Raw genomic sequence first — 25,473 nt, forward strand, 5'->3', positions numbered from 1 at the left:
GGTCACGCGACCTCGGGCGGCAGTTGGAGCTCGATGCCGAAGTCGGCCATGATCTTCTTCATCACTCCGATGTCCTTCGGTCCCGGCGGCATCTCCGCGAGCGCCTGGTAGTAGCCCTCCAGGCCGGCGGGCGAGACGACGGAGATGACGCGCGACTCCTCCGGATAGGGGTTGCGGAAGGCGTGGACCACGTCGCGCGGCAGGTACAGATAGTCGCCGTGTTCGAGGACGAAGTCCTTGCCGCCGAGGTGCACGTCGAGCCGTCCGGCCAGGCAGATGAAGGACTCGTCCTCCCGGGTGTGCAGGTGGGGCGGCGGCCCGTCGGTCTCCGGCGGGACGGTGTACTCGAACAGCGAGTACGCGTCGCGTGTCGCCGCACCGTCCGCCTTCAGCGTGATGCCCAGCCCGATCGCCGCGATCTTGTGCCCCTCGCGGGAGGGCAGCATGTAGCCACCGCCTAGAGTCACCGTCGTCTCCTTCCGGTCGCCACCGCGGCCGTCCGACCGCGGCGCTGGTCCGCTGCGATCAGCGTCGGTTCGGCGCGGCGGATGCGCAATCGACCGTCCCATCGGCTGGGACGATTTCAGCGGCGGGTGCTGTGGGCGCGTTCAACGGCGGGTGCTGTAGGCCCGGGAGGCGGCAGCGGCGGCGAGCCGGACCGCGGGCCCGGCTCGGTCGGCGCGGACCAGGGCGGTGGGCCCGGTGACGGACAGCGCGGCGGCGACCCCACCGTCCGGGCCGAAGATCGGGGCGGCGACGCAGCTCACGCCGATGTTGCCCTCCTCGCGTTCCACCGCCCAGCCCCTGGCTGGCACGGCGGTCAATTCCCGGATTACGGCCTCCTTGGAGGTCAGCGTGCGCGGGTTGCGCGGCGGCATTCCGGCGTCGAGCACGGCGTCGATGGTCGCGGTCTCGCTGTAGGCGAGGATGGCCCGGCCCAGCGCCGAGCAGTAGGCCGGGACGATCCCGCCGACCTGGGAGAGCATCGGCATGGGGCGGTGTCCGGTGATCTTCTCGACGACCAGGATCTGCGTGCCGTCCAGGACACCGAGCTGCACGGTGTTCCTGGTCGCGCTGTGCAGGTCCTGCAGGTAGGGCAGTACGGCCTCGCGCAGTTCGAGCCGGATGGGTGCCAGGCTCGCGATCTCGAACAGCCGGTTGCCGATGCGGTAGTGGCCCTGGGGTTTGTCCAGCCAGCCGAGCCGGATCATCCGGTCCGCGGTGCGGTGCGTGGTCGACCGGGGCAGTCCGCAGCGGGCCACGAGCGCGGACAGGGTCAGCTCGCGGTGCGCCGCGTCGAAGGCGCCGAGGATCGCCGCGGCACGCTCCAGGCCCGAGGCCTCGGCCCTGCCGTCCCGCGCAGTGGGACTCGTCCCTTGTTCCCCGGGGGTCATGCCGGTCACGCTAAGGCCGTCCCCGCCCGGCGGACAAGGCGAGGTCTCGGGAGGATGCCACCATCATGCGGACAGCACTGGTCGGCGGCGGTGCCGGCGGTATCGGGCACGCGATCGCGGAGCGCCTGGCGGGTTCGGGCGACCGGGTGGTGATCACCGGTCGGCGTGCCGACACCCTCGAAGCCGCGGCCGCCCGACTCCGCGACACCGTGGGCGGCGACGCGGTGAGCGAGGTGCACGCCCTGGTGAGCGACATGGCCGATCCGGCATCGGCCACGGCGGCGATGGAAGAGGTCGACGACCGATACGGGAGCCTCGACGTCCTGGTGCTCAACGCCGGTGGTCCGCCGCCCGGCGGGATCCTCGACCTCGACGACACGCGGTGGCGGGAGGCGTCCGAGCTGTTGCTGCTCGGCCCGCTGCGGTGGGCACGGCTGACGCTGCCGGGCATGGCGAGGCGGGGCTTCGGGCGGGTGGTGTTCGTGACGTCCACCGCGGTACGTCAGCCCCAGCCCGACCTGGCCGCGTCCGTGGTCCTGCGCTCCGCGGTCACGGCCGCCGCCAAGCTGCTCTCCCTGGAGTTCGCGGCCGAGGGGGTGACTGTCAACTGCGTTGCTCCCGGCGCCACTTCGACCGAGCGGCGTACGCAGATCCTCACCAACCGGGCACGCGCGGCGCACCGCGGCCTGGACGAACTCGACGCGCAGGACCTCGCGCACATTCCGGCCGGACGCGCCGCGCGGCCGGCGGAGATCGCGGCCGCCGTGGCGTTCCTGGCCTCCGACGACGCGGCGTACATCAACGGGACCGTACTCACGGTCGACGGCGGAAGGACGGAGACGATCTGATGGCGGCATCGGGATCCCGCTTCACCATGGCCGATTTCCTCGGCTCGCTCCACGACACCGTGCAGCCCGGCGCGGCACGGCCGGTCGTCGTGCACGCCGACGAACTCGCGCCCCTGCCGGCCGACCAGGTGCACAACCCCACCGTGCTGGCGATCGCCGGTCTGCTGCCGACGGCCACCTTCGAACTCTTCCGGCAGACCATCCCGGCGGGCCTCAGCTCGGACATGCAGCGCCACCACCACGAGACGGTGCACTTCGTCATCAGCGGCAACGGCCACAGCGAGATCGAGGACGACACCGAACCCTGGGCCGCCGGCGACTTCATCTACACCCCGCCCTGGACCTGGCACCGCCACTACAACGACTCGGAGACCGAGCCGGTCGAGTTCCTGACCATCGAGAACTCCCGCCTGCTGAACCTGCTGGGCGTCGGACGGCGGCAGAGCGCGGGCCTGGCCACGGTCGCCGAAGCCCGCGCACGATTCAAGGAGGAGCAGGCATGAGCCCGTTGCCCGCCCACATCGGCGTCTGGGGCGAACTGTCCGACGTGGCGCACGAGTTGCGCTTCGTCGATGTCGCCGGCGTCCGTACCCGCGTCCTGCGCGCGGGAGTCGGCCCCGACCTGATCCTGCTGCACGGCACCGGCGGGCACCTGGAGGCCTACGCCCGAGACATCGCCGGACTCGCCGCCGACTTCCGCGTCACCGCCTACGACATGGTCGGTCACGGCTGGTCCGACCTGCCGGACCGGCCCTACACGATAGACGTGCTCTCCGATCACCTCATCGGCCTGATGGACGCGCTCGGGATCGACTCGGCGCACCTGTCCGGCGAGTCGCTCGGAGGATGGGTGACCGCGTGGACGGCGGCGTACCACCCCGAGCGCGTCGAACGGCTCGTGCTCAACACCCCCGGGAACATCGCCAACAAGCCTGAGGTGATGGTCCGGATGCGCGAGAGCACCCTGGCCGCCGTCCGGGACCCGAGCGACGAAACCGTGCGCCGCCGGGTCGAGTTCCTCTTCCACGACACCTCGATGGTCACCGACGAGCTGGTGAACCTGCGCCGCGCCGTCTACGGCCGCCCCGGTTTCCTGCGCGCGATCGAGAACACGTTGGTGCTCCAAGACCCCGACGTACGCAAGGACTTCGCCTGGGACCCGTCCTGGGTCGGCCGGATCACCACGCCCACGCTCCTCCTGTGGACCGACCACGATCCGACCGGCGGGCTCGACGAGGCGGCGATGCTCCAGAGCTGGCTGCCCGACGCGCGCCTGCATGTCATCGAGGGCGCGGGCCACTGGCCGCAGTGGGAGAAGCCGTCCGAATTCCTGCGCGCCCACCGTGACTTCCTGCTGCTCGGCAAGGACCCGGTATGAGCGAGATCGTCGGCCTGGTCGCCCTGTCCCACTCCCCGTTCGCCACCCTGCTGCCGCCCGACGGCCCCGAACAGCCCGGTGGCCGGTTCCTCGCCGAGGCCGCCCGCCTCTCCCGGACGGTGGCGCAGCTCGCACCGGACGCGGTCGTGGTCATCGGCCCCGACCACTTCCACGCGAACTTCTACGACGCGATGCCACCGTTCCTCATCGGCGTCGAACACGCCGTCGGATTCGGCGACTTCGGCAGCCGGGCCGGCCCCCTGCCCGTCGCCGGCGAACTGGCCTGGTCGGTGTACGAAGGGCTCACCCATGCGGGTTTCGACCTGTCGTTGTCCTACTCGCTGACCGTCGACCACGGCCTCGTGCAGAGTTACGAGATGGTCTGCGGCGGCACCGAGACACCGATGGTGCCGCTCGTCGTGAACACCGCCGCACCCCCGCTGCCGACCATGGAACGCTGCATCGCCTTCGGCCGGGCACTCGGTGACGCTCTTCGCGACAGCGACAGCGGCGGCGCCGGCCGGGTACTGGTCATCGCGAGCGGCGGGCTCTCCCACTGGCTGCCCAGCAACGACCCCCGCGATCCGGCGATGGCCGAGGACCGACGGCACTCGGTGATCCACGGCCGCGAGGACGCCCGCGGCTTCGCGGCCGCGCGCGAACCCCGGGTGCGGGCGATGGGCGGCGACCCGCACGCCCACGTCAACAGCGCCTGGGACCGCTGGTTCCTCAAGCAGTTGGGGACCGGAGAACTCGAGCCGGTCGCCGCCCTCGGCGACGCGGGTCTGGAGGAACAGGCGGGCAGCGGCGGTCACGAGATCCGCACCTGGCTGATCGGCCAGGCCGCGGTACGGGCACCGCTGGTGTGGACCGCGTACGAGCCGGTACCGGAATGGATCACCGGCATGGGGCTCGGCGCGAGCTTCGAGGTGCGCTGACACACCCGAGACCGCCACCGTCCCTGCTCCCCCGTCATACGCCGACGAGTGCGGGACACGGAGATCAACGGCGATGAGCGGGGAGCGTGACGTCAGGAACGCCGTCAGGTTGCTCGTCAGTCCAGGTCGGGCAGCGTGGAGTGGGCGACGTCGTGGGCGTCCTGCGGTGGCAGGCCCAGCATGCGCAGCAGCAGTTCGGCCTGGTTGGAGGCCGCTTCGTCGCCGTCGAGGTCCGGGCGGGCGAAGCGCAGTTCCAGCAGGGCCAGCAGGGAGCCGCCCAGGACGGTCACCGCGGCCATCGGGTCGGTGATGGTGAAGCGGCCGGAGGCGATACCGACCTCCAGATCCCGCAGGGCGCGTGGGGCCAGGCCCGAGTCGGAATGGATATGGCCCAGGCCGCGGTGGCGCAGGATCTGCATCATCTCGGGCCGGGAGTCGGCCAGGCGCGCGCTGAGACGGAAGCCCGCCGCGACGAGTTCCGCCGGGTCGTCGATGCCCCGAAGATGCTCGTCGAACGTCTGGCCGAGTTCTTCGAGGGCGTCGCTCACCGCCGCGTCGAACAGTTCCGTCTTCGACTCGAAGTGGTTGTAGAAGGAGCCGAAGCCCACGTCCGCGCGCTCCGCGATGACCTGGATGCTCGCGCTGGTGTCGCCGGTCTCGGCCAGGATCTGCCGGGCCGCTCTGACCAGGGCCTGACGGGTCTCGGCACGACGCCGTTCGAAGCGATTGCGGGGCAGGGCTGACGTCGGCATGCGCGCGAGTCTAGCAACGGTCTCCACATTGCCGCAGTTCTGATGAACCGGTCAGTCCACCGGCCGGTTCGCAGGTCGGCGCGACTCTGATGATTTCATCACCTTACTCGATCCACCCCTTGACGCCCGAAGAGTCAAAGTTGATGATTTCATCATTACGACAATGTTGCTTGGAGGACACCATGTCCGAAACCCGCGTCGACGCGGTCGGTGCCAGCGATCTCAGGACGGCCCACCAGGACCTCCACAGCGAACACGGTGCGCTGCGCGGCGAGCACCCCGGGCGCTCCCGGAACCCCGTGATCAAGGTGGCCGACCTCGCCTGGCTGGAGTTCCAGAAGCCCGACCTGGACCGTGCCGAGGTCTTCGCCCATGATTTCGGCTTCGGGATCGCCGCCCGCACACCCAGCGAGCTGTGGCTGCGCGGCACTTTCGCCGGCTCACCGTGCATGGTGATCCGCAAGGGCCGCACCAGCGGCTTCATCGGCCCGGCGTTCCGCGCGGCGGAGCGGGCCGACCTGGACCGGCTGGCCCGCGCCACGGGGACGGAGGTACGCGATGCCGACGTCCCGGGCGGCGGCAGGGCAGTGAGCCTCCTCGACCCGTCGGGCTTCCCCGTGCGCGTGGTGCACTGCCGCGAGGAGTTGCCCGCCCTGTCCGAGCAGCGGCCGCTGCTGCTCAACTTCGGCACGGATCACCGTCGTACGAACCTCGCGCAGCGTCCGCCCCGGGAGCCGGCCCGGATCCAGCGCGTGGGCCATGTGGTGCTGGAGACACGGGTCTTCGGCCGTGCCCTGGACTGGTACCTGGACACGCTCGGCATGATCGTGTCCGACTTCCTGTTCTTCGACGGGCAGCGCGACCGCGGTCCGACGATGGCCTTCATCCGCTGCGACCGCGGCAGCGTGGCCGTCGACCACCACACCCTCGCGATGCACCTCGGCCCCGCCAACGGCTATGTCCACTCCGCCTACCAGGTGACCGACCTGGACGCGATCGCGGCCGGCGGCGAGTACCTCAACGAGCGCGGCTACAAGCGCAGTTGGGGCATCGGGCGGCACATCCAGGGCAGCCAGCTCTTCGACTACTGGCGCGATCCCGACCGCCTCATGCTGGAGCACTTCGCCGACGGCGACCTCTTCTCCCACGACCTGGAACCCGGCTGGGCACCCATGTCCACCAGCGGTCTGGCCCAGTGGGGTCCGCCGGCCACCCGCGACTTCCTCGGCGCGAGCCCCTCCCCCGCGCGCATCCGCGACGTGATCCAGGCCCTGCGCGGCGACAACGAGATGGACCCGGCACGCCTCCTGGGCCTCCTCAGAGCCGCCAACTCCTGACCCCCGGCTCCCGACCCCTCGTTCCCCCGACTCCCCCAACTCCTCGACAAAGGCACCGACATGAGCACCAACGTCCTGCGTACCGCCGACGGCTGGTGGGTGGTGCGCGACGCGCGCGCCGTCCCCGTCGACACCAAGGCCCGCACCACCGCCGAGCTGCTGGCCGACCGCGCCGCCGTCCGGAAAGCCGCCGACAGCGGCGAGGCGGGCACCCCGGTGGCCGACATGGTGGCCCTCTCCCCCGTCACCACGCCCTGCCGCGTGGTCGCCCAGATGGTCAACTACCGCAGCCACGCCCGCGATTCGGGCTTTACCGGCGACATCCCGCCCGCCTTCTTCCGCAAGGCGTCCGGCTCGGTCAGCGGCCCGCACGACGCCGTGGTCCGTCCGGCCCACGTGCAGTTCCTCGACTACGAGGTCGAACTCGGCCTGGTCATGGGCGCACCGCTGCCCATCGGCACCGTCGTCGAGGAGCGGGCGCTGCCGTCGTACGTCGCCGGGCTCGTCGTCACCAACGACGTCAGCGCCCGTGACGTGCAGCTGACCAAGACGCAGTTCTACGAGAGCAAGTCGTACCCCACCTTCACGCCCACCGGGCCCTACCTCTCCCTGCTGGAGGCGGAGGACTTCGCCCATCTCCTGGACCTGCGGCTGAAGTTGAACGTGAACGGCGATCTGCGACAGGACCGCACCCTCAGCGACATGATCGTCCGGCCCGCGCAGGCTCTCACCCTGCTGGCCCGCTTCCAGACTCTCGACCCCGGCGACCTGCTGCTGACCGGCACCCCCGGAGGCACGGCCCTCAAGGCCCCGCCCAAGGCGGTCGAGAAGATCGGCGCGCTGCTGCCGCCCGCGGCGAAGTGGAAGGCGTTCTTCAGGACCCAGGCCCGCAACCCGCGCTACCTGCACCGAGGGGACCTGATCACCGCGACCATCGCCACGCCGGACGGACGCATCGACCTGGGCGAACAGCGCACCGAGGTGACCGACGCCAACTGACCCACACCGAAACCGACATGAAGTGAGCCGCACATGACTGTCGACCAAGCCGCCGGGCCACCGGACACCACCCCCGACCAGCTGCCCGTGGTGATCGTCGGGGCGGGGCCCGTGGGCGTGACCGCCGCCCTCCTGCTCGCCCGGCGTGGCATCCGTACCGTCGTCCTCGAACGCCACCGGGAGGTCTATCCCCTGCCGCGCGCCGTCGCCACCGACGACGAAGTGATCAGGATCCTCCAGGCCGCGGGGGTCCAGGAGGAGTTCACCGCGATCGCCCGGCCCGCGCGGGGACTGCGGCTGCTGGACGCCCGGCACCGCGTGATGGCCGAGTTCCCGCGCGCCGCTCAGGGGGTGCACGGATTCCCGCAGACCAGCATGTTCGACCAGCCCGAACTGGAGCGCGTGCTGCGCGAAGCCCTGGCCGACACACCCGAGGCCGAACTGCGGGACGGGGTGGAGGTTTTCGGCGTCGCGCAGGACGGCGACGGTCCGGTCCGCGTGAGCTATCGCGACGACGAGGGCGAGCACCTGCTGCGGGCGGCCGCCGTCCTGGGCTGCGACGGCGCCAACAGCATCACCCGCGAAGCCATCGGCTCCGCCTGGGAGGACCTCCACTTCGAGGAACGCTGGACGGTCGTCGACGTACGCACCAGCCTCCCGGTCCGCTGCTGGGAAGGCGTCGAGCAGATCTGTGATCCGCGCCGGCCGGGGACGTTCATGCGCATCGGCGAGGACCGCTACCGCTGGGAGTTCCGGCTGGAGGACGGCGCGGAGCCGGATCACGAGCGGCTGCGGGAGCTGCTCGCCCCATGGGTGGACCTGGCGGACGGTGCCGACTTCGAGGTGGTACGGCAGGCCCAGTACACCTTCCGGGCTCGCATCGCCGACCGCTGGCGCCGTGGGCGCGTCTTCCTTCTCGGTGACGCGGCCCACCTCACCCCGCCGTTCGTCGGACAGGGACTGTGCGCGGGTCTGCGCGACGCCTACAACCTGGCCTGGAAGCTGGCTCTGGTCCTGCAACAGGGCGCAGACGAACGGCTGTTGGACACCTACGAGGCGGAGCGCACACCGCACGCCCGCCATGTGATCCGGCTCGCGGTCGCGCTGGGCTGGGCCATGACCGGAGGCCAGGACAGCGCCGCCGCTCTCCGCCGCGGCGTCCTGGGCGCGGCCGTCCGCATCCCCGGACTGACCTCGGCCGCCGCCCGCGACTTCAGCCCGGCACTGGCCACCGGGCCACTCGTACGACGCCGCGTCCGGTTCGGCCGACACGGCCTCGGCCTCGGGCGGCACGGTCTCGTGGGCGGCTTCTGTCCGCAGCCGTTCGTGGACATCGACGGACGGCACGCCCGCCTCGACGAACTCCTCGGTGACTCCTTCGCCGTGCTGACCGCCGTACCGCTCTCGCCCTCGTTGCGGGCGGTCGCCGACGGTCTCGGCGCCCGGACCGTCTCCGTGACCGGCCTCGGCGACGACAACCGTCTCGCCGCCTGGCTGCGCGAGGGACGGGCGAGCGCCGTGCTGCTGCGGCCCGACCGCGTCGTGATGGATGTCGTCCCGGCCGGCGGCGACACCTTCACGGACGCCGCCGCCTGGGCGTCCCTGCTGCACACCACCCGAAGCCCCCTGCCTTCCCAACGGTCTGTCGAGAAAAGCCTCTTGAGGAGCACCACGCGATGAACACGCCGTACCCGGACCCCTTCTTCACCCTCACCCCGGAGGCCGCCGCGGCCAGCCGCATCGTGGACTTCGCCCGCTGGGCCGCGCAGCACCGGGGTGTGGCGGCGGACGCGGACTACGCCGCCCTGCACCACTGGTCGGTCACCGACCTGGAGGGTTTCTGGAGTGCGGTGTGGGAGTACTTCGACATCGACGCGGACACGCCGTACGAGCAGGTGCTGGCGGAGGAACGGATGCCGGGCGCCCGCTGGTTCACCGGCGCCACCCTCAACTACGCCCACCACGCGCTGCGCGACCTCTCCGACGACGACACGGCGATCCTCGCCCTCGACGAGACCGGCGTCGGCTACGAGGTGACCGGGAGGCAACTGCGCGGCCAAGTCGCCTCCGTCGCCGCCACCTTGCGCGACCTGGGTGTCGGCAAGGACGACCGGGTCGTCGGCTACCTGCCCAACACCCCGCATGCGATCGTCGCGTTCCTCGCCGCCGCCTCCCTCGGTGCGGTGTGGTCGGTGTGCGGACAGGACTACGCACCCCAGGCCGCCGCGGACCGCTTCGCCCAGCTGGAACCCACCGTCCTGATCACGGCCGACGGCTACCTCTTCAACGGCACCACCCATGACCGTCGCGACGCGGCCCTCGAACTCGCCACCGCACTGCCGACGTTGAAGGCCACCCTGCTGGTCGACCACGTGGGCCTGCCGTGGCCCCTGCGGACCTACCCGTCACTGGTGGTCCCGTGGGAGGACGCGGCGACTCGCACGGAGCAACTCGCCTGTACTCCGGTGCCGTTCGACCATCCCTTGTGGGTCGTCTTCTCCTCCGGCACGACCGGCCTGCCCAAGGGCATCGTCCATGGCCACGGCGGCGTCCTGCTCGAACACCTCAAGACCCTCGGCCTGCACTCGGACCTCGGCCCCGGCGACCGTCTCCTCTGGTACACCACGACCCACTGGATGATGTGGAACCTCGTCGCCTCCACGCTCCTGACGGGCGCCACGACCTGCACCTACGACGGCAGTCCCGCCCCGCTCACCCGCCCCGACACCCTCTGGGAACTGGCGGCCCGGCACCGCGTCACCGTCTTCGGCACGAGTCCCCAATACCTGCTGGGGATGGCCAAGTTCGGCATCGACCCGTCCGTGCACGACCTGTCGGCGATCCGGGTGGTCGGCTGCACCGGGTCCGCCCTGCCCGCCTCCGCCTACCCGTGGGTCCGCGACCACGTCGGCACGCACGTCCTGCTCGCCTCCACCAGCGGCGGCACCGACATCGTCGCCGGCTTCGCCGGCAGCGCACCCACTACTCCCGTGTGGGCGGGGGAACTCTCGGCCCCGAATCTGGGTGTGGCACTGGCCGCGTACGACGCCGAGGGCCGCGCGGTCGTCGACCAGGTCGGCGAGCTGGTCGTCACCCGCCCCATGCCGTCGATGCCGCTGTCCTTCTGGAACGACCCCGACGGCGAGCGCTATCACGACGCCTACTTCTCGACGTATCCCGGCGTGTGGCGGCACGGCGACTGGATCACCGTCACGGGGCACAACTCGGTGATCGTGCACGGCCGTTCGGACTCCACCCTGAACCGCAACGGCGTACGCCTCGGCAGCGCCGACATCCACGACGTCGTGGAACGCCTCCCCGAGATCAATGAGGCGCTGATCATCGGCGCAGAGGAACCCGACGGCGGCTACTGGATGCCGTTGTTCGTGGTCCTCGCGGCCGGAGTGTCCCTCGACGACGCCCTCCGCGCGAAGATCAAGGAAGCGATCCGGGCCGGCGCCTCACCCCGTCACGTCCCCGACGAGATCCTCGAAGTCCCCGCCGTGCCGCACACCCGGACCGGCAAGAAGCTCGAAGTCCCGGTCAAACGCCTCCTCCAGGGCGCCTCCGCCGAGGATGTCGTCAACCCCGCCGCGATCGACGACCCCGGTCTCATCGACTACTACGCCCGGCTGGGAGCCGAGCGCCGCAGTCGCAGAGGCACCGCGGGATGAGAACGGCACAGATCATCACCGCCGCCGTACTGGCCCTGGTCTTCCTGCCCCTGGGGGTGGCGAAGATCGCGGCCGTACGCGCCATGCGCCAGGCGGCGGCTCACCTCGGGCTGTCTCCGGGTTTCTACCGTGTCGTCGGCACGTTGGAAGTAGCGGGGGCCGGCGGGTTGTTGGTGGGGCTGGTCCGGGCCCCGCTGGGCGCTGCCGCCGCGACGGGACTCGCGCTGCTCATGGGCGCCGCCGCCGTGGCGCACCTGCGTCACGGGGACCCTCTGGTGCGAGCCCTGCCCGCCACGGTTCTGATGGTCGTGGCGGGGGCGAACGTCGGTTTGTCGGCGGCCTGTTGACCCCCGCGAACCGACAGCGTGGCCCGTACGGCAGTGCCGTACGGGCCACGCTGTCGGTCACAGGCTCACCTCACCTCGGCAGCGGAAGCGGCGGCAGCAACTGAGGGGTCGCCGTTTCCGTGGCACCCCCGGTGGCGCCGCCCGTCGTCGTGCCCTCGTCCGAGTCGCCGGTGTCGGGGTCCTGCGTGGAGAGGACCACGGTGCTGCCGGCCTCCACCTCACTGCCCGCCTGCGGGGTGCTCGACGTCACCACCGCGTCGTCCGCCTGGGAGTAGCCGGTGGCGACGGCGACCTGGAGGCCGAGTGCGCCCAGTTCGTCCCGGACTTCGGCGAGGGTCTTGCCGGTGATGTCGGCCGGTATCTCGACCGTCTGCACCGACTTGGCGATCTTGACGTCGACCGACGTGTCCGGCTCGACCTCCTCGCCCGAGGCGACGCTCTGTCCGACCACGGTCCCGGACTCCGCTCCGCTCTCCACCTCGGTCGTGCTGCCCAGTTTCAGGTTCTGCTCGGCCAGCAGCTTCCTGGCCTCGTCCACGGTCGCGCCGGACAGGTCGGGGACGGTGGCCCGCTCCGCCTCTCTCGCCACCCGGAGGACCACCTCGGTCCCCTTCTCGGCCCGCTCGCCCCCGCCCGGGCTCTGCGTGAGGACCGTTCCGGGATCGTCCTGGGACTCGACGTACCGCAGCTTCACGGCGAAGCCCTTGTCCTCCAGGATCCGTGACGCGTCGCCCTTGTCCTTGTCCGTCACGTCCGGCACCTCGACCTTGGGCGCTCCGGTGGAGACGGTGACCGCGACCGCCTCGCCCTTGGTGAGCTCCCCGTCCTTCGGGCTCTGTTCGCAGATGTGGCCCTTCGGCTGGTCGGCACAGGGCTCCCGTCTGTCGACGGTGACCGTGAGGTCGACGTTGGCCGCCGTGCGCCGGGCCTCCTCCAGCGTCCGGCCCACCAGGTCGGGCACATCGGCCTTGCCGTCGGCGGGCGCGCCCTGTCCGAACATGAACCAGCCCAGTATCAGGGCCAGTACGACGACGATCGCGCCCGCCGAGATCAGCGGGAGGCTTCCCTTGCGACGTCGGCGCTCCTCCCGGTCGGCATCGACGTCCGGCAGGTCGTTCGCCGGCTGCGGGAGTCCGATACCCGCCGCGGACGGTCCCGATCCGAGGTAGGCCTCTATGTCGGCGAGCATGTGCTCGGCCGACTGGTAGCGGCTCGCGGCATCCTTCTCCAGGGCGCGCAGCACGATCGCGTCCACCTGCGGGCCGATGCCGGGGTTGTACAGGCTCGGCGCGCTCGGGACCTCCTGGATGTGCTGGTACATCACCGCCATCGGCGTCTCGCCGGTGAACGGCGGCCGCAGAGTGAGGAGTTCGTACAACAGGCAGCCGGTGGAGTACAGGTCGCAGCGCGCGTCGGTCTCCCGCCCCATCGCCTGTTCCGGCGAGAGGTACAGGGCGGTGCCGATCACGGCGGACGTCTGTGTCATGCCGACGTCCCGTTCGTCCCGGGCGATCCCGAAGTCCATCACCTTGACCTCTCCGGCCCAGGTCAGCATCACGTTGGCCGGCTTGATGTCCCGGTGCACGATGCCGTGCCGGTGGGAGTGGTCGAGGGCCCGCAGGACCCCGGCCGTGATCTCCAGGGCCCGCTCGACGGTCGGCGAAGGCCCTGAGTACAGGGTCTCCCGCAGGGTGGTCCCGTCGACATACTCCATGACGAGGTACGGCAGTTGACCGCCCAGCGTCATGTCCTCGCCGGTGTCGTACACCGCCGCGATGGACGGGTGGTTGAGCGACGCGGTGGACTGCGCCTCCCTCCGGAACCGCTCCTGGAGGACCGGTTCGTGGGCCAGGTCGCCGCGCAGGGTCTTCACGGCCACGCCACGGTCGAGCCGGAGGTCGTGTGCGAGATGCACCTCGGCCATACCGCCGGAGCCGAGGAGAAAGCGCAGTTCGTACCGGCCGCCGAGGAGGGCCGTCGGGTGTCCCTGGTGGGGAATGGTCAGGTCGTCTGATTCGCCGAGGTTCACTGCGCTTCTCCACGGAGGGTCGGAATTCGGGCCGCCGGCAGGGCGCGGCAGCGAGGAGCACAGTCCGATAATTGCACACCGACGGGCAACTATGACCTCTTGACGCCGCACCACTCTGATGTTTCTATCAACTTTGATCCAGTGGTCAATTCGAGTGCTCAGGGACGGGCGCTCGGAGCCCACGCCTGCCCTGCTCGCTTCGTTCAGGAGCTGCGGCCTTGGCCGGGCAGCCACCCGAGCCGGATCACTCTGGAGGGCTTCGCGATGTCGAAAGACGCGATTCCGTACGACTACACAGCGCCGCCGGCCCGTATCCGTACGGTGATGGACGAGGCGGTCGGCAGACTGTCCAAGGTGGACGAACTCGTGGCCGAACTACCCGAGACTCCGCCACGCGTGCCCGACGAGGACGGCCGCGAAGAGCGACTGGGAGACGTCACCGTCACTCACCGCTTCGTCGACGCTCCCGGTGACGGCGAGACCGTGCGCTGGCACTTCGTCGAAGCCGGCCCCGCGGATGCCCCCGTGGTCGTCCTACTCCACGGCGTGCCCGACTCCTGGTGGCAGTGGCACTACGCCCTTGAGGCCCTGGGCGCCGACCACCGCTGCCTGGCCATCGACCTGAAGGGCTACGGCCAGTCGGAGAAGGGCACCGGGGACTTCCGGCAGGAGGGAGTCGCCGGCCAGCTCGAAGCCCTGCTGGACCAGCTCGGGATCGGTCGGTTCAGCCTGGTCACGCACGACCGGGGAACTCCGGTGGGCGACCATCTCGTGGCGCGGGCGGGTCACCGCGTCGTCCGCTACGGCCGGGGACAGCAGCACCTCTGGCATCTCCACCCCGACCTCCACCCGCAGCAGGCGGTCTTCACCTCGCCCGAGGCTCCGGCCACCCTCGCCGATGCCCGTCGGTTCGTGGTCACCGCCTACTCCCTGCTCGCCGAGCGCGCGGTGAAGACATCGGACCTGGTCCGGACCGTGCAGGAGTTCGGCTACGACGGCATCAGCACCGCCGTCCCCCGGTACTTCAACTCCTCGTCGTTCCGCCAGGAATGGATCGAGCGGCGCACCCGGCTCATTCCCCGGTGGACGTGCCCCGTCCTGCTGCTCCAGGGAGCGGACGACCCGCTGCAGCCCCGCGAGTTCTACACGGATCCGCACATCGCGGCGATGCTCCCGCCGGGAAGCGGTGTCCATCTCTTCGACTCCGGCCACTTCTGGCCTTTCGAAGCCGCCGAAGAGATGGTCGCTGTCCTGCGGGATTTCCTGAAGTAGCGAGGGCGCGCGAGCCGGCTACGCCGACTCGCGCAGCCGCAGCTCCGCCCCCACCGCTAGTTCGTCATGACTGAGCGGACCGCTTCCGGTCAGCAGCCGGGCCGCCTGTTCGACAGCCAGGGCGCCGAGGCCGCGGGTGTCCAGGGCGACGGTCGTCAGGGGCGGTTCGACGAGTGAGCCGAGGCGGAGGCCGTCGAAGCCGATCACGGCCAGGTCCCGGGGTACCTCCCGGCCGAGACGGCGGGCGGCACGCAGGGCACCGATGGCGATGATGTCGTTGAAGGTGAACACGGCGGTGACGTCGGGGTGGGCGGCGAGGAGTTCGCGCAGGGCGGCCTCGCCTCCCTCGACGCTCTGGTCCGCGCGGCTCACCGCGTCGGCGTCCAGTCCGCAGGCGGACATCGCGGCGTCGAACCAGTGGTGCCGGATGCTCGGCTTGGACCGCTCGGCGTGATCGAGCATGCCGATGCGCCGGTGCCCGGTCTTGACGAGATGCCTGATCGCGGCGTGGACGCCGTCCTCGCCTTCGATCCGGATCGAGCTGAAGCGTTCGGTGCGGTGTTCGCGGTCGATGAGCACCACGGGCAGCCCTCGGGTCAGCTTGTCGATCTCGTCCTCCGGCAGGCTGAGGTAGCCGACCACGGCGTCCACCTGCGAGGCGATCACTTCGAGGGTGCCGCGCTCCTCCTCCACGCGGTCGCCGGTGTCGTAGACGACGACGTGCCACTCGCGCGCCCGTGCCGCGTCCAGTGCGGCGGCGGCGACCTCGGTGAAGAAGGGGTTGAGCAGGTCGGGGATGACGAGTCCGACACTGATCGTGTCCTGGCGGACGAGGCCGCGGGCGAAGCGGCTCGGGCGGTATCCCAGCGCGAGGGCGGCGTCCAGGACGCGCTGCTTGGTGGAGACGCCGATCTCGTCCTTGTCGTTGAGTGCCCGTGACACGGTCTGCCGGGAGACTCCGGCGCTCCGGGCCACATCGTCGATCGTGACCCTGCGGGGTCCACTCCCCGACGACGCCATCTCTCACCTCCGCTTGTTGCCGACGCGCGTGCCTCGGCAGGGGCACCGAGTATGCCCCGGGCTCAAGTTGTGGTGCGACCGTGTGTACGGGCGCCCGTGTCACTCCAGAGTCTTGACACTCGGTGGTACCGAAGCGCACACTCCCAATCAATTCAGAACAAGTGCTTCGTGAACGCTCCCGTTACCGCTCCCGTGAGCGCTCACGTTACCGCTCACGGTCCCTGATTCCAACAGGATTCCAACCAGAAGGCATCCGCCTGAGGTGTCAACGTCGACCCGCCTAGCACCGTCGCTAGTCGTTCTCTGGAACGGAAGATATGAGCACCACAATCACACGTACCCGCCTCGCCGTCGTCGCCGCGGGCGCAAGCATCGTCCTTCTCGCCGGATGTTCGTCCTCCGACGATTCGTCGGACAAGTCGTCCGCGGCCTCCTGCGAGCCCGCGAAGGGCAAGGTCACCCTCCAGTACTGGAACACCGTCAACGGCATGGACAAGGTCGTCGACCTCTGGAACAAGTCACACCCGAACATCCAGGTCCAGACGAAGAACATCTCCAACGACCAGTACGGCGCCATCGGCAACGCGCTGAAGGCCGGCAAGGCGCCCGACCTCGCCCAGGTCGGCTACGACGAGCTGCCCACCCTGCGCTCCCAGGACGCCTTCGTGGACGCTTCGGCCTGCAAGACGGCCGCCGCCGCGAAGTCGAAGTTCGTCCCGTGGACCTGGTCGCAGGCCAGCTTCGGTGACACCGGGGTGTTCGCCCTCCCGCAGGACACCGGTCCGATGGCCATGTACGTACGCACGGACCTCTTCAAGAAGTACGACGTCGCGGTCCCGACGACCTGGGACGAGTACCTCACCGCCGCCCAGAAGCTGCACAAGGCGGACCCGAAGCTCACCATCACGTTCTTCGACCCGAACAACGCCGAGTGGTTCAACGGGCTCCTCTGGCAGAACAACGCGAACATGTACAGCTACTCCGGGGACAAGTGGCACGTCACCGTGGAGTCGGACAAGAGCAAGCAGGTCGCCGACTACTGGCAGAAGCTGATCTCCGACAAGCTCGTGCGCACCGACGTCGCCAACGGGTCGACGCAGATGTACGCCGCCTACCAGGACAACCAGATCGCCACCCAGATCGGGGCCGCCTGGGGCTACACGGGCCTGCGGGACAACCTGCCCAAGCAGGCCGGCAAGTGGTCGATCGTGCCGATGCCGACCTGGGGATCGAACGGTACGTCCGGCGACTGGGGCGGCTCCACCGTCGCGTTCATGAAGGGCAGCAAGCACCTCTACGAGTCGGCCGAGTTCAACAACTGGCTCAACACCGACCCCGCGGCGCTCGCGATGGAGAACGAGCTGGGCGGTCTGTACCCGGCGGCCAACGACGGGCTGAAGCTCCCGGCGCTGTCCAAGGGTGTGCCGTACTACAACAACCAGAAGATCTTCGACGTCTTCGCGGACTCGTCCAAGAAGATCGACACCGACTTCTCCTGGGGTCCCACGCAGAAGACGGTGAACCTGGCGCTCCAGGACGCGATCGCCAAGGCGGCGGGCGGTGACGGCACCCTGTCCGACGCGCTCGCGACCGCCCAGGCCGCCGCGCTGAAGTCCATGAAGGACCTGGCGATCCCGGCCACGGCGGGCAAGTGACGCCGGAATGACCGAGATCACCACCCGTCCCGCCGACGCGGTGTCAGCACCGTCCGGGGGCCGCCGACGTCCACGTCTGGACGTCGGCGGCCCCCGGGCCGGCACCATCGTCGCGTTCCTCACGCCCTTCTTCCTGCCGTTCATCCTGTTCTACCTGGTGCCCGTCGGCTACGCGCTGTGGCAGAGCTTCCGCGTGGTGCGCCGCTCCGGCGGCCAGTACGGCACCTCGTACACGACGTTCGGCGGCTTTCATCAGTACGCGCAGGTGTTCCAGAACGACGAGTTCTGGTCCAGCATCGGCCGCATCGGGCTGTTCGGCATCGTGCAGGTGCCCGTCATGCTGTTCCTCGCGCTGATCATGGCGCTGCTGCTGGACGCTCCCCTGCTGAAGCTGAAGAGCTTCTTCCGCATCACCGCGTTCATGCCGTACGCGGTGCCCGGCGTCATCGCGGCGATCATGTGGTCGTATCTCTACTCGCCGCAACTCAGCCCGGTCGTCGACCTGTTGAACAACCTCGGTCTGCACCCCGACTTCCTCGGCCCGAGTGCCGTGCTGTGGTCGGCGGCCAACATCTCGACCTGGCTGTGGACCGGCTACAACATGCTGATCATGTTCGCGGCCCTGCAGTCCATCCCGCAGGAGCTCTACGAGGCCGCGCGGATCGACGGGGCCGGCAACTGGGCCATCGCCTGGCGCATCAAGGTCCCGATCATCGCCCCGTCGATCGTCATGACCACGGTGTTCTCGATCATCGGGACGCTGCAGCTGTACTCCGAGCCCGCGGTGCTGCGGCAGATCTCCTCGAACATCTCCAGCACGTTCACCCCGAACATGCTGGCGTACACCGTGGCGGTCGGGAACAACTACCAGCAGGCCGCAGCCATTTCGGTGGTCATCGCGGTCATCACATTCGTCTTGAGCTTCGGGTTCATGCGACTGACCTCCAAGAGGGCGGGACTGTGAGCAACCGACCCGCTGTCAAAGACAGCCGCGTGAGCCGTCCGGCCGTCATGGCCCTGATGTTCCTGCTGGCGATCTACTTCCTGCTGCCGCTGTACTTCCTGATCGTCGCGGCGACCAAACCGCAGGGCGACCTGGCCTCCACCAACGGCCTGGTGTTCTCGCACTTCAACCTGTTCGAGAACCTGCGCAACCTGTTCTCCTTCAACAACGGCATCTTCGGCCGGTGGATCCTCAACACCGTCATCTACGCGGTGCTGGGCGCGGCCGTGGGCACCCTGATCTCGGCGCTGTGCGGCTACGCGCTCGCCAAGTTCCATTTCCGCGGCCGTGAGTTCCTGTTCTCGGTCATTCTCGGCGGTGTGCTGGTCCCCTCCACCGCGCTGGCGCTGCCGCTGTTCCTGCTGTTCTCCGAGACCGGACTCGTCAACACCTATTTCGCGGTCTTCCTGCCCAGCATCGTCAGCCCGTTCGGCGTCTATCTCGCGAGAATCTTCGCGAACGCCGCCGTGCCGCAGGAACTCCTCGAGGCCGCGCGCCTCGACGGCGCCGGGGAGTTCCGCACGTTCTTCTCGGTGTCCTTCAAGCTGATGTCGCCGGCGCTGGTGACCATCTTCCTGTTCCAGTTCGTCGGCATCTGGAACAACTTCTTCCTTCCGATGGTGATGCTCCAGAAGGAATCGCTGTTCCCGATCACGCTCGGCCTCTTCACCTGGAACGGGCAGACCGCCCGGTCGCCGCTCCTCCAGGAGTCCGTGATCACCGGTTCGCTGGTGTCGATCGTGCCGGTGATCATCCTGTTCATGCTCCTGCAGCGGTTCTGGCGCACCGGCCTCGCCGCCGGCTCACTCAAGTGACCCCCACACAGAAGGTGTCCCACGCCATGCCCAACTCGGCTGTCTTCGTTCCCCACTTCCACTGGGACCGGGAATGGTACGAGCCCTTCCAGGTCTTCCGGCACCGACTGGTCACCGCCCTCGACACCGTGCTGGAGACAGCCGAGTCGAACCCTGACTTCCGGTTCACCGTCGACGGGCAGATGGCCGCGGTCGAGGACTACCTGGAGATGCGACCGGAGCACCGCGACCGTGTCGTGGCCCTGGTCGGCGAGGGCCGGCTCGCCGTCGGGCCGTGGCTGATCCTGCTCGACGAGTTCCTCTGCTCCGGCGAGACCATCGTGCGCAACCTCCAGATGGGCTGGGCGGCCGCGGAGCGCCTCGGCGGCGCCATGCCCATCGGCTATCTGCCGGACATGTTCGGCCACGTCGCGCAGATGCCGCAGATCCTGGCGCGGGCCGGGATCGAGCACGCGGCGCTGTGGCGCGGGGTGCCCGGCTCCGTCGACGGCCACGCCTTCCGCTGGCGCGCTCCCGACGGTTCCGAGGTGCGTACCGAGTTCCTCTTCGACGGCTACGACAACGGCCTCGACGTGCTGCTGGTGCCCGACCAGATCGGTCGCGCGCTCGGCGAGTACGCCGAGATGACCGCCGAACGCTGGGGCACGGACCCGGTGTTGGCGATGGCCGGCACCGACCACAACGCGCCCGACCCGCGGTTGGTGTCGTGGCTGCGGACCGCTTCCGGGGAAGGAATTCCCATCACGGTGGCGACGCTCGACGAGTACATCCGCAAGCATGTGCGGGACGAGGTGACGGCCACCGTGACAGGTGAACTGCGCAGTCACGTGCGAGGCAACATCCTCCCCGGCGTGCTGTCCGTACGGCTCGGGCTCAAGCAGCGGATGGCCGCCGCCGAGCGCGTCATCGACCACGCCGAGCGGATGAACGCGCTGTGGTCCGGGCGCGACGACTCGCCGTTCCTCTCCCTCGCCTGGCACAAGATCATCGAGTCGACGGCCCATGACTCGGTGGTCGGCTCCGGCACCGACGAGACCTGCGACCAGGTCGCCGCAAGGCTCGCCGAGGCCGCGCAGACGGCGCGTGCCGTCCGGGACGCGGCCCTCACCGAGCCCGCCGCCCTGGTGCCGAGCGACGGTCATCTGGTCGCCAATCCGCTGCCGTCGGCGCGTACGGCTCTGGTCGAGGTGGACGTCGTGGCGCCGCCGGAGGGCACCGCGCTGATCGCGACGGACGCCGACGGATCGACGTATCCCGTGCAGTTGGTCTCCGAGGCGCCGACCGTCCTCAGTGACGAGCGCATGGACGCCTCGCAGCTGGAGCGGGTGCTGCGCCGCATCCACCGGCGTGAGCTGTTCGGGCGGCTGATCGACCACTACGAACTCACCCCGAACTCGCTCGTGTTCCACCTCGCCGAGGTGCCGACCAGCGGACCGTTCGACCTGCTGATCCTGCGCCGCGAGGTCGCCGCCGCGGCGGCCGCGCATCCCGGTGAGTGGCGGGTGCTGACGCTGGAGGAGGCGCGGGCCACCGCGCTCGTGCCCGTGAGCGTTCCCGCCTCCGGCCTGGCCGCCTTCCGGGTCACGCCGAGCGCGGACGCCTCCGGCGCGCTGCTGCCGTACGCGCCCGCCACGGCGACCGATCTGCGGCTGGCGAACGGGCTGGTCGAGGTCGCGGTCGCCGCCGACGGCACCCTCGACCTGGCCGGGTCCGACGGCACCGTGCTGCGCGGTGTCGGCCGACTCGTCGACGGCGGGGACCGCGGCGACAGTTACAACTACGCTCCCCCGGCGCGCGACTTCCTCGTGTCGGAGCCGTCGGAGGTCAGCGTCGACCTCCTCGAGACCGGCCCCCTGCGTGCGCGGTTGCGCGTGACCCGCGTCTACGACTGGCCGACCGCCCTCTCCTCCGACCGCGACCTGCGCGGCGAGCGGAGCGTGGCGACACCGGTGGAGACGGTCGTTGAGGTCCGCGCGGGCGAGCCGTTCGTACGCGTGTCCACGTCCTTCCTGAACCAGTCCGCCGACCACCGGCTGCGCTTCCACGTGCCGCTGCCCGAACCCGTCAACTCCTCGGCGTCCGCAGGGCAGTTCGCGGTCACCGAGCGCGGGCTGACCGCCGAGGGCGGCTGGGGCGAGTACCCGCTGCCGACCTTCCCGGCCAGTTCGTTCGTGTCGGCAGGACCGGCCAACGTCCTGCTCGACCACTCCAGTGAGTACGAACTCGTCGACGGCGGCTCCGAACTCGCCGTCACCCTGCTGCGCGCGATCGGCTCGATCAGCGTCAACATCCATCCCCTCCGCGACGAACCGGCGGCGAGCGAGATCCCCGTACCCGGTGCGCAGGATCTCGGCATGCGCGTCGAGAACCGCTTCGCCGTCGTCCCCTCGGCAACCGGCTGGCAGGGCGCCGACGCGGTCGCTCTCGCCGAGCGGTTCCGCAACGACGTCCTCGTGACCCGAGGCACCGGGGACGCCGGAGGCCAACTGCCCCCCGACGAGACCGGTGTACGGGTCGACGGCAAGGACGTCTTCGTGTCGAGCATCCGCCGCGTCACCGACGCGCAGCACGGGCCCGGTACGGAGGTCCGGCTGACCGCGATGAGCGACGACGCGACGACCGTCCGCGTGTCGGGCGCCTTCACCGAGGCCACCACCGTCGATCTGCTCGGCCGCCCGATCTCCCGCACCCAGGCCACGGACGAGCTCGAACTCGCCCTGGGGCCATGGGAGATCCGCACCGTCGTGCTCCGGTAGCCGGCCATGACCCCGAATCTCGCTCCGCATCGTGCAACGAAGAAAGTGTCGTGACCTCTTGCTCCCCGAGCTCTCCCCCCATGTTTCGGACACCGCACCGGCGCGTGGCGCACTGCGCCCGGCGCGCTCGTGGCTGCACTCCGACGCCCCCTCGCTCTCGCTGAACGGGCCCTGGCGCTTCCGTCTGTCACCCACGGCGTCGGCGGCGGAGGACTTCGCAGCCGAAGGCTTCGCCGACCACGGCTGGGGCCACCTCCCCGTGCCCTCCCACTGGGTGCTCGAGGGAGACGGCGCCTACGGCCGTCCGATCTATACGAACATCCAGTTCCCGTTCCCGATCGACCCGCCGCACGTCCCGGACGAGAACCCCACCGGCGACTACCGGCGCCACTTCGACATGCCCGCCGACTGGTCGGACGCCGAGCGGGTCGTGCTGCGCTTCGACGGGGTCGAGTCGCTGTTCAGGGTGTGGGTGAACGGCGTGGAGATCGGCAGTGCCAGCGGCAGCCGGCTGGCCCACGAGTTCGACGTGACGACCGCCGTGCGCACGGGCGACAACATCGTCGCCGTCCGCGTGCACCAGTGGTCCGCCGCCAGCTATGTCGAGGACCAGGACCAGTGGTGGCTGCCGGGCATCTTCCGCGACGTCACCCTGCTCGCCCGGCCGGCCGGGGGCATCGAGGACGTCTGGCTGCGGACCGGCTTCGACGACGGGCGCGGGCGAGTCGAGGCGGAGGTCACCGCCGACGCGTCGGCGTTCCCGGTCACCCTGCGCATCCCCGAGCTCGGCGTCGAACAGGTCTGGGCGACGCCGGCCGAGGTGGCCGCCCTGGACATCGCCTTCGTGGAGCCCTGGTCCGCCGAGCGGCCCCGCCTGTACGACGCGACCGTGTCCACGGCCGCGGAGAGCATCGCACTGCGCGTCGGTTTCCGCACGGTCGAGATCCGCGGTGACCAGTTCCTGGTCAACGGCCGCCGGGTCGTGTTCCACGGAGTGAACCGTCACGAGGCCCACCCCGAGCGCGGCCGGGTCTTCGACGAGGAGCACGCCCGCGAGGACCTGGCCCGGATGAAGCGGTTCAACGTGAACGCCATCCGCACCAGCCACTACCCGCCGCACCCACGGCTGCTCGACCTCGCCGACGAACTCGGCTTCTGGGTCGTCCTCGAATGCGACCTGGAGACACACGGCTTCGACAAGGTCGGCTGGGTCGGCAACCCGAGCGACGACCCGACCTGGCGCGCCGCCTACCTCGACCGCATCGAGCGCACCGTCGAACGCGACAAGAACCACCCCAGCATCGTGATCTGGTCGCTCGGCAACGAGGCGGGCACCGGCGCCAATCTCGCCGCCATGTCGGCCTGGGTCCACGCCCGCGACGCCGAACGCCCCGTGCACTACGAGGGTGACTACACGGGCGAGTACACCGACGTGTACTCGCGCATGTACGCCTCCGTGCCGGAGGCCGAGCAGATCGGCACCGACGGTTCGCGCGCCCCGCTGCTCGGCTGCACCCCCGCGCAGGGTGCCCGGCAGCGCACCAAGCCGTTCCTGCTGTGCGAGTACGCGCACGCGATGGGCAACGGGCCGGGCGCGTTCGACCAGTACGAGGCGCTCGTGCACGAGTATCCGCGGCTGCACGGCGGTTTCGTCTGGGAGTGGCGCGATCACGGCATCCTGGCCACCGCCCCGGACGGAACTCCGTACTACGCCTACGGCGGTGACTTCGGCGAGGTCGTCCACGACGGCAACTTCGTGATGGACGGCATGCTGTTGAGCGACGACGTGCCCTCGCCCAGCCTCCACGAGTACAAGGCCGTCGTGCAGCCGGTCCGTTTCGCCTTCGACGGCGACAAGCTCGCGATCACCAACCTGCGGCACTCGGCCGACACGGCGGATCTGCACTTCCGTTGGTCCGTCGAGCACGACGGAACGCCGGTGGATTCCGGCGAGTTGGACGTGCCCGTCGTCACGGCCGGTGAGGCGGGGTGGGTGGCGATGCCGCGGATCGCGGTGGCCTCGGACGCGGAGACCTGGCTCACGGTCGACGCGGTGCTGGCCACGGACACCGCCTGGGCGCCGGCCGGGCATGTGGTCGCGACCACTCAACTCGACTGCTCGATACGCCGTCCCGTCCCGGCCGTCCGGCCACGAACCGGCTGGCGGCCGGGAGATGGCACGCTCTCGCTCGGGATCGCCGAGTTCGTCGACGGATCCCTCACCCGTCTCGCCGGTCGTGCCGTGACCGGCCCGCGCCTTGAGCTGTTCCGCGCGCCGACCGACAACGACGAGAGCCCGTCCGACGGGGTCGAGAACAGTGACGCCAGCATCGCCGGGGTGTCCAACGCCGACCTCTGGCGTGCCGACGGCCTCGACCGGCTGACCACACGGCGCGTCAGCGTGGAGCAGACCGCGGACGCGCTGCGCACCGTCGACAAGGTCTCCGCCGCGAACACCGCCCTGTCGGTGACCGTGGAGTCCAACTGGACGCTGGACGACGGGGAGTTGGAACTGCGGGTGGAGATCTCGCCGTCCAGCGGCTGGCGTACGGTGTGGCCCCGAATCGGGGTCCGCTTCGAACTGCCCGACGGGGCGGCGCCCGTGGACCGTGCCGCGTGGTTCGGCCTGGGTCCGCTGGAGTCCTATCCCGACAGTCTCCGCGCGGCACGTACGGGTCACTTTTCCGACGGCATCGGCGACCTCGCCGTCGACTACCCGCGCCCGCAGGAGACCGGGCACCGTTCCCAACTGCGCGAGCTGACACTGGCCAGCGGCGCCGGCGTGGTGCTGCGCGTCGTGGCGATCCCCGACACGCAGGGGCGGCGCCCCGGCTTCACGCTCAGCCGTCACACACCGCAGGAGATCGCCCGGGCCCAACACCCCTTCGAACTGCCCGAGTCGACGAGCAGTCACCTGATCATCGACGCGGCCCAGCACGGGCTCGGCTCGCGGGCCTGCGGGCCGGACGTGTGGCCCGAGTTCGCGTTGCGCCCTGAATCCCGGACGATCAGGCTGCGTATGACGGCGGGGTGACGTCTCGGGTGGCCGCGCTCCCGTTCCCTTCCCCCACCCCCACCGCACCCCATCGACGCGGAGCGGGAAGATGAGGTCATGTTCGACCACATCACGGGACTACGCCCCGAGCAGGCCGCACGCTGGACCGCGCTGGTCGAGGAGTCCCGACCGGTCCTCGAGGGCGAGGGCATGGAGGCTGTCCAGACCTTGCTGGCCGAGCGGGGTGTGGGCACCATCGAG

Annotated in this window: 20 protein-coding genes; 15 read left to right on the plus strand and 5 right to left on the minus strand. The window is 70.1% G+C overall.

The window, feature by feature from the left end; translation table 11 throughout:
- Nucleotides 1–2: 2 nt before the first annotated feature.
- Nucleotides 3–467, minus strand: a complete 465-nt coding sequence (locus tag ACWD5F_RS06560; protein WP_451251708.1) for a cupin domain-containing protein — start codon at nucleotides 465–467, stop codon at nucleotides 3–5.
- Nucleotides 468–608: 141 nt separating this feature from the next.
- On the minus strand, nucleotides 609–1,394 hold the full coding sequence (locus ACWD5F_RS06565) for an IclR family transcriptional regulator (RefSeq protein ID WP_451251710.1): 786 nt from the start codon (nucleotides 1,392–1,394) through the stop codon (nucleotides 609–611).
- A 65-nt stretch (nucleotides 1,395–1,459) separates the two neighbouring features.
- Here ACWD5F_RS06565 and ACWD5F_RS06570 point away from each other — a divergent pair, with 65 nt between their 5' ends.
- The 4 genes from ACWD5F_RS06570 to ACWD5F_RS06585 are packed head-to-tail and all read left to right on the plus strand — an operon-like array spanning nucleotide 1,460 to nucleotide 4,558.
- Nucleotides 1,460–2,242 (plus strand): SDR family oxidoreductase, encoded by a 783-nt coding sequence (locus tag ACWD5F_RS06570; protein WP_451251712.1) that lies wholly within the window; start codon nucleotides 1,460–1,462, stop codon nucleotides 2,240–2,242.
- Entirely contained in the window at nucleotides 2,242–2,745 is a 504-nt protein-coding gene (locus tag ACWD5F_RS06575; protein ID WP_451251714.1) for a cupin domain-containing protein, read from the plus strand. The genes ACWD5F_RS06570 and ACWD5F_RS06575 overlap by 1 nt, the downstream gene beginning before the upstream one ends.
- Nucleotides 2,742–3,620: an alpha/beta fold hydrolase gene (locus ACWD5F_RS06580; protein ID WP_451251715.1), complete on the plus strand. Its 879-nt coding sequence runs from the start codon at nucleotides 2,742–2,744 to the stop codon at nucleotides 3,618–3,620. Before ACWD5F_RS06575 ends, ACWD5F_RS06580 begins: the two co-directional genes overlap by 4 nt.
- On the plus strand, nucleotides 3,617–4,558 hold the full coding sequence (locus ACWD5F_RS06585) for a DODA-type extradiol aromatic ring-opening family dioxygenase (RefSeq protein ID WP_451251717.1): 942 nt from the start codon (nucleotides 3,617–3,619) through the stop codon (nucleotides 4,556–4,558). Before ACWD5F_RS06580 ends, ACWD5F_RS06585 begins: the two co-directional genes overlap by 4 nt.
- 116 nt (nucleotides 4,559–4,674) lie before the next feature.
- Here ACWD5F_RS06585 and ACWD5F_RS06590 read toward each other — a convergent pair whose 3' ends face one another.
- Nucleotides 4,675–5,310, minus strand: a complete 636-nt coding sequence (locus ACWD5F_RS06590; RefSeq protein WP_451251719.1) for a TetR/AcrR family transcriptional regulator — start codon at nucleotides 5,308–5,310, stop codon at nucleotides 4,675–4,677.
- Between the two features lie 182 nt (nucleotides 5,311–5,492).
- Here ACWD5F_RS06590 and ACWD5F_RS06595 point away from each other — a divergent pair, with 182 nt between their 5' ends.
- Genes ACWD5F_RS06595 through ACWD5F_RS06615 form a run of 5 tightly spaced genes read left to right on the plus strand, consistent with a single transcriptional unit; the run spans nucleotide 5,493 to nucleotide 11,667 of the window.
- Nucleotides 5,493–6,647 carry a VOC family protein gene (locus ACWD5F_RS06595; protein WP_451251721.1) on the plus strand — a complete coding sequence of 385 codons (1,155 nt, stop codon included), beginning with the start codon at nucleotides 5,493–5,495 and terminating at the stop codon, nucleotides 6,645–6,647.
- A gap of 60 nt (nucleotides 6,648–6,707) precedes the next feature.
- Nucleotides 6,708–7,646 (plus strand): fumarylacetoacetate hydrolase family protein, encoded by a 939-nt coding sequence (locus ACWD5F_RS06600; protein ID WP_451251723.1) that lies wholly within the window; start codon nucleotides 6,708–6,710, stop codon nucleotides 7,644–7,646.
- A 33-nt stretch (nucleotides 7,647–7,679) separates the two neighbouring features.
- Nucleotides 7,680–9,326, plus strand: coding sequence for a bifunctional 3-(3-hydroxy-phenyl)propionate/3-hydroxycinnamic acid hydroxylase MhpA (mhpA, locus tag ACWD5F_RS06605; RefSeq protein ID WP_451251725.1), 1,647 nt, complete (start codon nucleotides 7,680–7,682; stop codon nucleotides 9,324–9,326).
- Nucleotides 9,323–11,320 (plus strand): acetoacetate--CoA ligase, encoded by a 1,998-nt coding sequence (locus tag ACWD5F_RS06610; protein WP_451251727.1) that lies wholly within the window; start codon nucleotides 9,323–9,325, stop codon nucleotides 11,318–11,320. The genes mhpA and ACWD5F_RS06610 overlap by 4 nt, the downstream gene beginning before the upstream one ends.
- On the plus strand, nucleotides 11,317–11,667 hold the full coding sequence (locus ACWD5F_RS06615) for a DoxX family protein (RefSeq protein WP_451251729.1): 351 nt from the start codon (nucleotides 11,317–11,319) through the stop codon (nucleotides 11,665–11,667). The genes ACWD5F_RS06610 and ACWD5F_RS06615 overlap by 4 nt, the downstream gene beginning before the upstream one ends.
- Before the next feature lie 70 nt (nucleotides 11,668–11,737).
- On the opposite strand, the gene ACWD5F_RS06620 is transcribed toward ACWD5F_RS06615, so the two are convergent.
- Nucleotides 11,738–13,696: a PASTA domain-containing protein gene (locus ACWD5F_RS06620; protein WP_451251731.1), complete on the minus strand. Its 1,959-nt coding sequence runs from the start codon at nucleotides 13,694–13,696 to the stop codon at nucleotides 11,738–11,740.
- Nucleotides 13,697–13,960: 264 nt separating this feature from the next.
- Between ACWD5F_RS06620 and ACWD5F_RS06625 the strand changes: the two genes are divergently transcribed.
- Complete coding sequence (locus tag ACWD5F_RS06625) at nucleotides 13,961–14,968, plus strand: alpha/beta fold hydrolase (protein WP_451251733.1); 1,008 nt, start codon at nucleotides 13,961–13,963, stop codon at nucleotides 14,966–14,968.
- Between the two features lie 18 nt (nucleotides 14,969–14,986).
- Here ACWD5F_RS06625 and ACWD5F_RS06630 read toward each other — a convergent pair whose 3' ends face one another.
- Nucleotides 14,987–15,988 (minus strand): LacI family DNA-binding transcriptional regulator, encoded by a 1,002-nt coding sequence (locus ACWD5F_RS06630; protein WP_401714987.1) that lies wholly within the window; start codon nucleotides 15,986–15,988, stop codon nucleotides 14,987–14,989.
- Between the two features lie 317 nt (nucleotides 15,989–16,305).
- Here ACWD5F_RS06630 and ACWD5F_RS06635 point away from each other — a divergent pair, with 317 nt between their 5' ends.
- The 5 genes from ACWD5F_RS06635 to ACWD5F_RS06655 are packed head-to-tail and all read left to right on the plus strand — an operon-like array spanning nucleotide 16,306 to nucleotide 25,251.
- The gene (locus tag ACWD5F_RS06635) at nucleotides 16,306–17,643 is read left to right on the plus strand and encodes an ABC transporter substrate-binding protein (RefSeq protein ID WP_451251736.1); all 1,338 of its coding nucleotides are present in this window, start codon (nucleotides 16,306–16,308) and stop codon (nucleotides 17,641–17,643) included.
- Between the two features lie 7 nt (nucleotides 17,644–17,650).
- The gene (locus ACWD5F_RS06640; protein ID WP_451251738.1) at nucleotides 17,651–18,607 is read left to right on the plus strand and encodes a carbohydrate ABC transporter permease; all 957 of its coding nucleotides are present in this window, start codon (nucleotides 17,651–17,653) and stop codon (nucleotides 18,605–18,607) included.
- A gap of 47 nt (nucleotides 18,608–18,654) precedes the next feature.
- Entirely contained in the window at nucleotides 18,655–19,461 is an 807-nt protein-coding gene (locus ACWD5F_RS06645; protein WP_451252281.1) for a carbohydrate ABC transporter permease, read from the plus strand.
- A 26-nt stretch (nucleotides 19,462–19,487) separates the two neighbouring features.
- Nucleotides 19,488–22,217 carry a glycoside hydrolase family 38 N-terminal domain-containing protein gene (locus ACWD5F_RS06650; RefSeq protein WP_451251740.1) on the plus strand — a complete coding sequence of 910 codons (2,730 nt, stop codon included), beginning with the start codon at nucleotides 19,488–19,490 and terminating at the stop codon, nucleotides 22,215–22,217.
- 58 nt (nucleotides 22,218–22,275) lie between these two features.
- Nucleotides 22,276–25,251: a glycoside hydrolase family 2 TIM barrel-domain containing protein gene (locus ACWD5F_RS06655; RefSeq protein ID WP_451251742.1), complete on the plus strand. Its 2,976-nt coding sequence runs from the start codon at nucleotides 22,276–22,278 to the stop codon at nucleotides 25,249–25,251.
- Nucleotides 25,252–25,473 lie beyond the last annotated feature (222 nt).

This window comes from Streptomyces sp. NPDC002499 (genome assembly GCF_053595415.1).

Bases quoted from the DNA above. Each gene is read 5' to 3' on its own strand.
- ACWD5F_RS06640 (WP_451251738.1), top strand. From the start codon at position 17,651: ATGACCGAGATCACCACCCGTCCCGCCGACGCGGTGTCAGCACCGTCC.
- ACWD5F_RS06615 (WP_451251729.1), top strand. From the start codon at position 11,317: ATGAGAACGGCACAGATCATCACCGCCGCCGTACTGGCCCTGGTCTTC.
- ACWD5F_RS06645 (WP_451252281.1), top strand. From the start codon at position 18,655: ATGGCCCTGATGTTCCTGCTGGCGATCTACTTCCTGCTGCCGCTGTAC.
- ACWD5F_RS06635 (WP_451251736.1), top strand. From the start codon at position 16,306: ATGAGCACCACAATCACACGTACCCGCCTCGCCGTCGTCGCCGCGGGC.
- ACWD5F_RS06630 (WP_401714987.1), bottom strand. From the start codon at position 15,988: ATGGCGTCGTCGGGGAGTGGACCCCGCAGGGTCACGATCGACGATGTG.
- ACWD5F_RS06590 (WP_451251719.1), bottom strand. From the start codon at position 5,310: ATGCCGACGTCAGCCCTGCCCCGCAATCGCTTCGAACGGCGTCGTGCC.
- ACWD5F_RS06575 (WP_451251714.1), top strand. From the start codon at position 2,242: ATGGCGGCATCGGGATCCCGCTTCACCATGGCCGATTTCCTCGGCTCG.
- mhpA (WP_451251725.1), top strand. From the start codon at position 7,680: ATGACTGTCGACCAAGCCGCCGGGCCACCGGACACCACCCCCGACCAG.
- ACWD5F_RS06625 (WP_451251733.1), top strand. From the start codon at position 13,961: ATGTCGAAAGACGCGATTCCGTACGACTACACAGCGCCGCCGGCCCGT.
- ACWD5F_RS06595 (WP_451251721.1), top strand. From the start codon at position 5,493: ATGTCCGAAACCCGCGTCGACGCGGTCGGTGCCAGCGATCTCAGGACG.
- ACWD5F_RS06610 (WP_451251727.1), top strand. From the start codon at position 9,323: ATGAACACGCCGTACCCGGACCCCTTCTTCACCCTCACCCCGGAGGCC.
- ACWD5F_RS06570 (WP_451251712.1), top strand. From the start codon at position 1,460: ATGCGGACAGCACTGGTCGGCGGCGGTGCCGGCGGTATCGGGCACGCG.
- ACWD5F_RS06580 (WP_451251715.1), top strand. From the start codon at position 2,742: ATGAGCCCGTTGCCCGCCCACATCGGCGTCTGGGGCGAACTGTCCGAC.
- ACWD5F_RS06585 (WP_451251717.1), top strand. From the start codon at position 3,617: ATGAGCGAGATCGTCGGCCTGGTCGCCCTGTCCCACTCCCCGTTCGCC.
- ACWD5F_RS06600 (WP_451251723.1), top strand. From the start codon at position 6,708: ATGAGCACCAACGTCCTGCGTACCGCCGACGGCTGGTGGGTGGTGCGC.
- ACWD5F_RS06565 (WP_451251710.1), bottom strand. From the start codon at position 1,394: ATGACCCCCGGGGAACAAGGGACGAGTCCCACTGCGCGGGACGGCAGG.
- ACWD5F_RS06650 (WP_451251740.1), top strand. From the start codon at position 19,488: ATGCCCAACTCGGCTGTCTTCGTTCCCCACTTCCACTGGGACCGGGAA.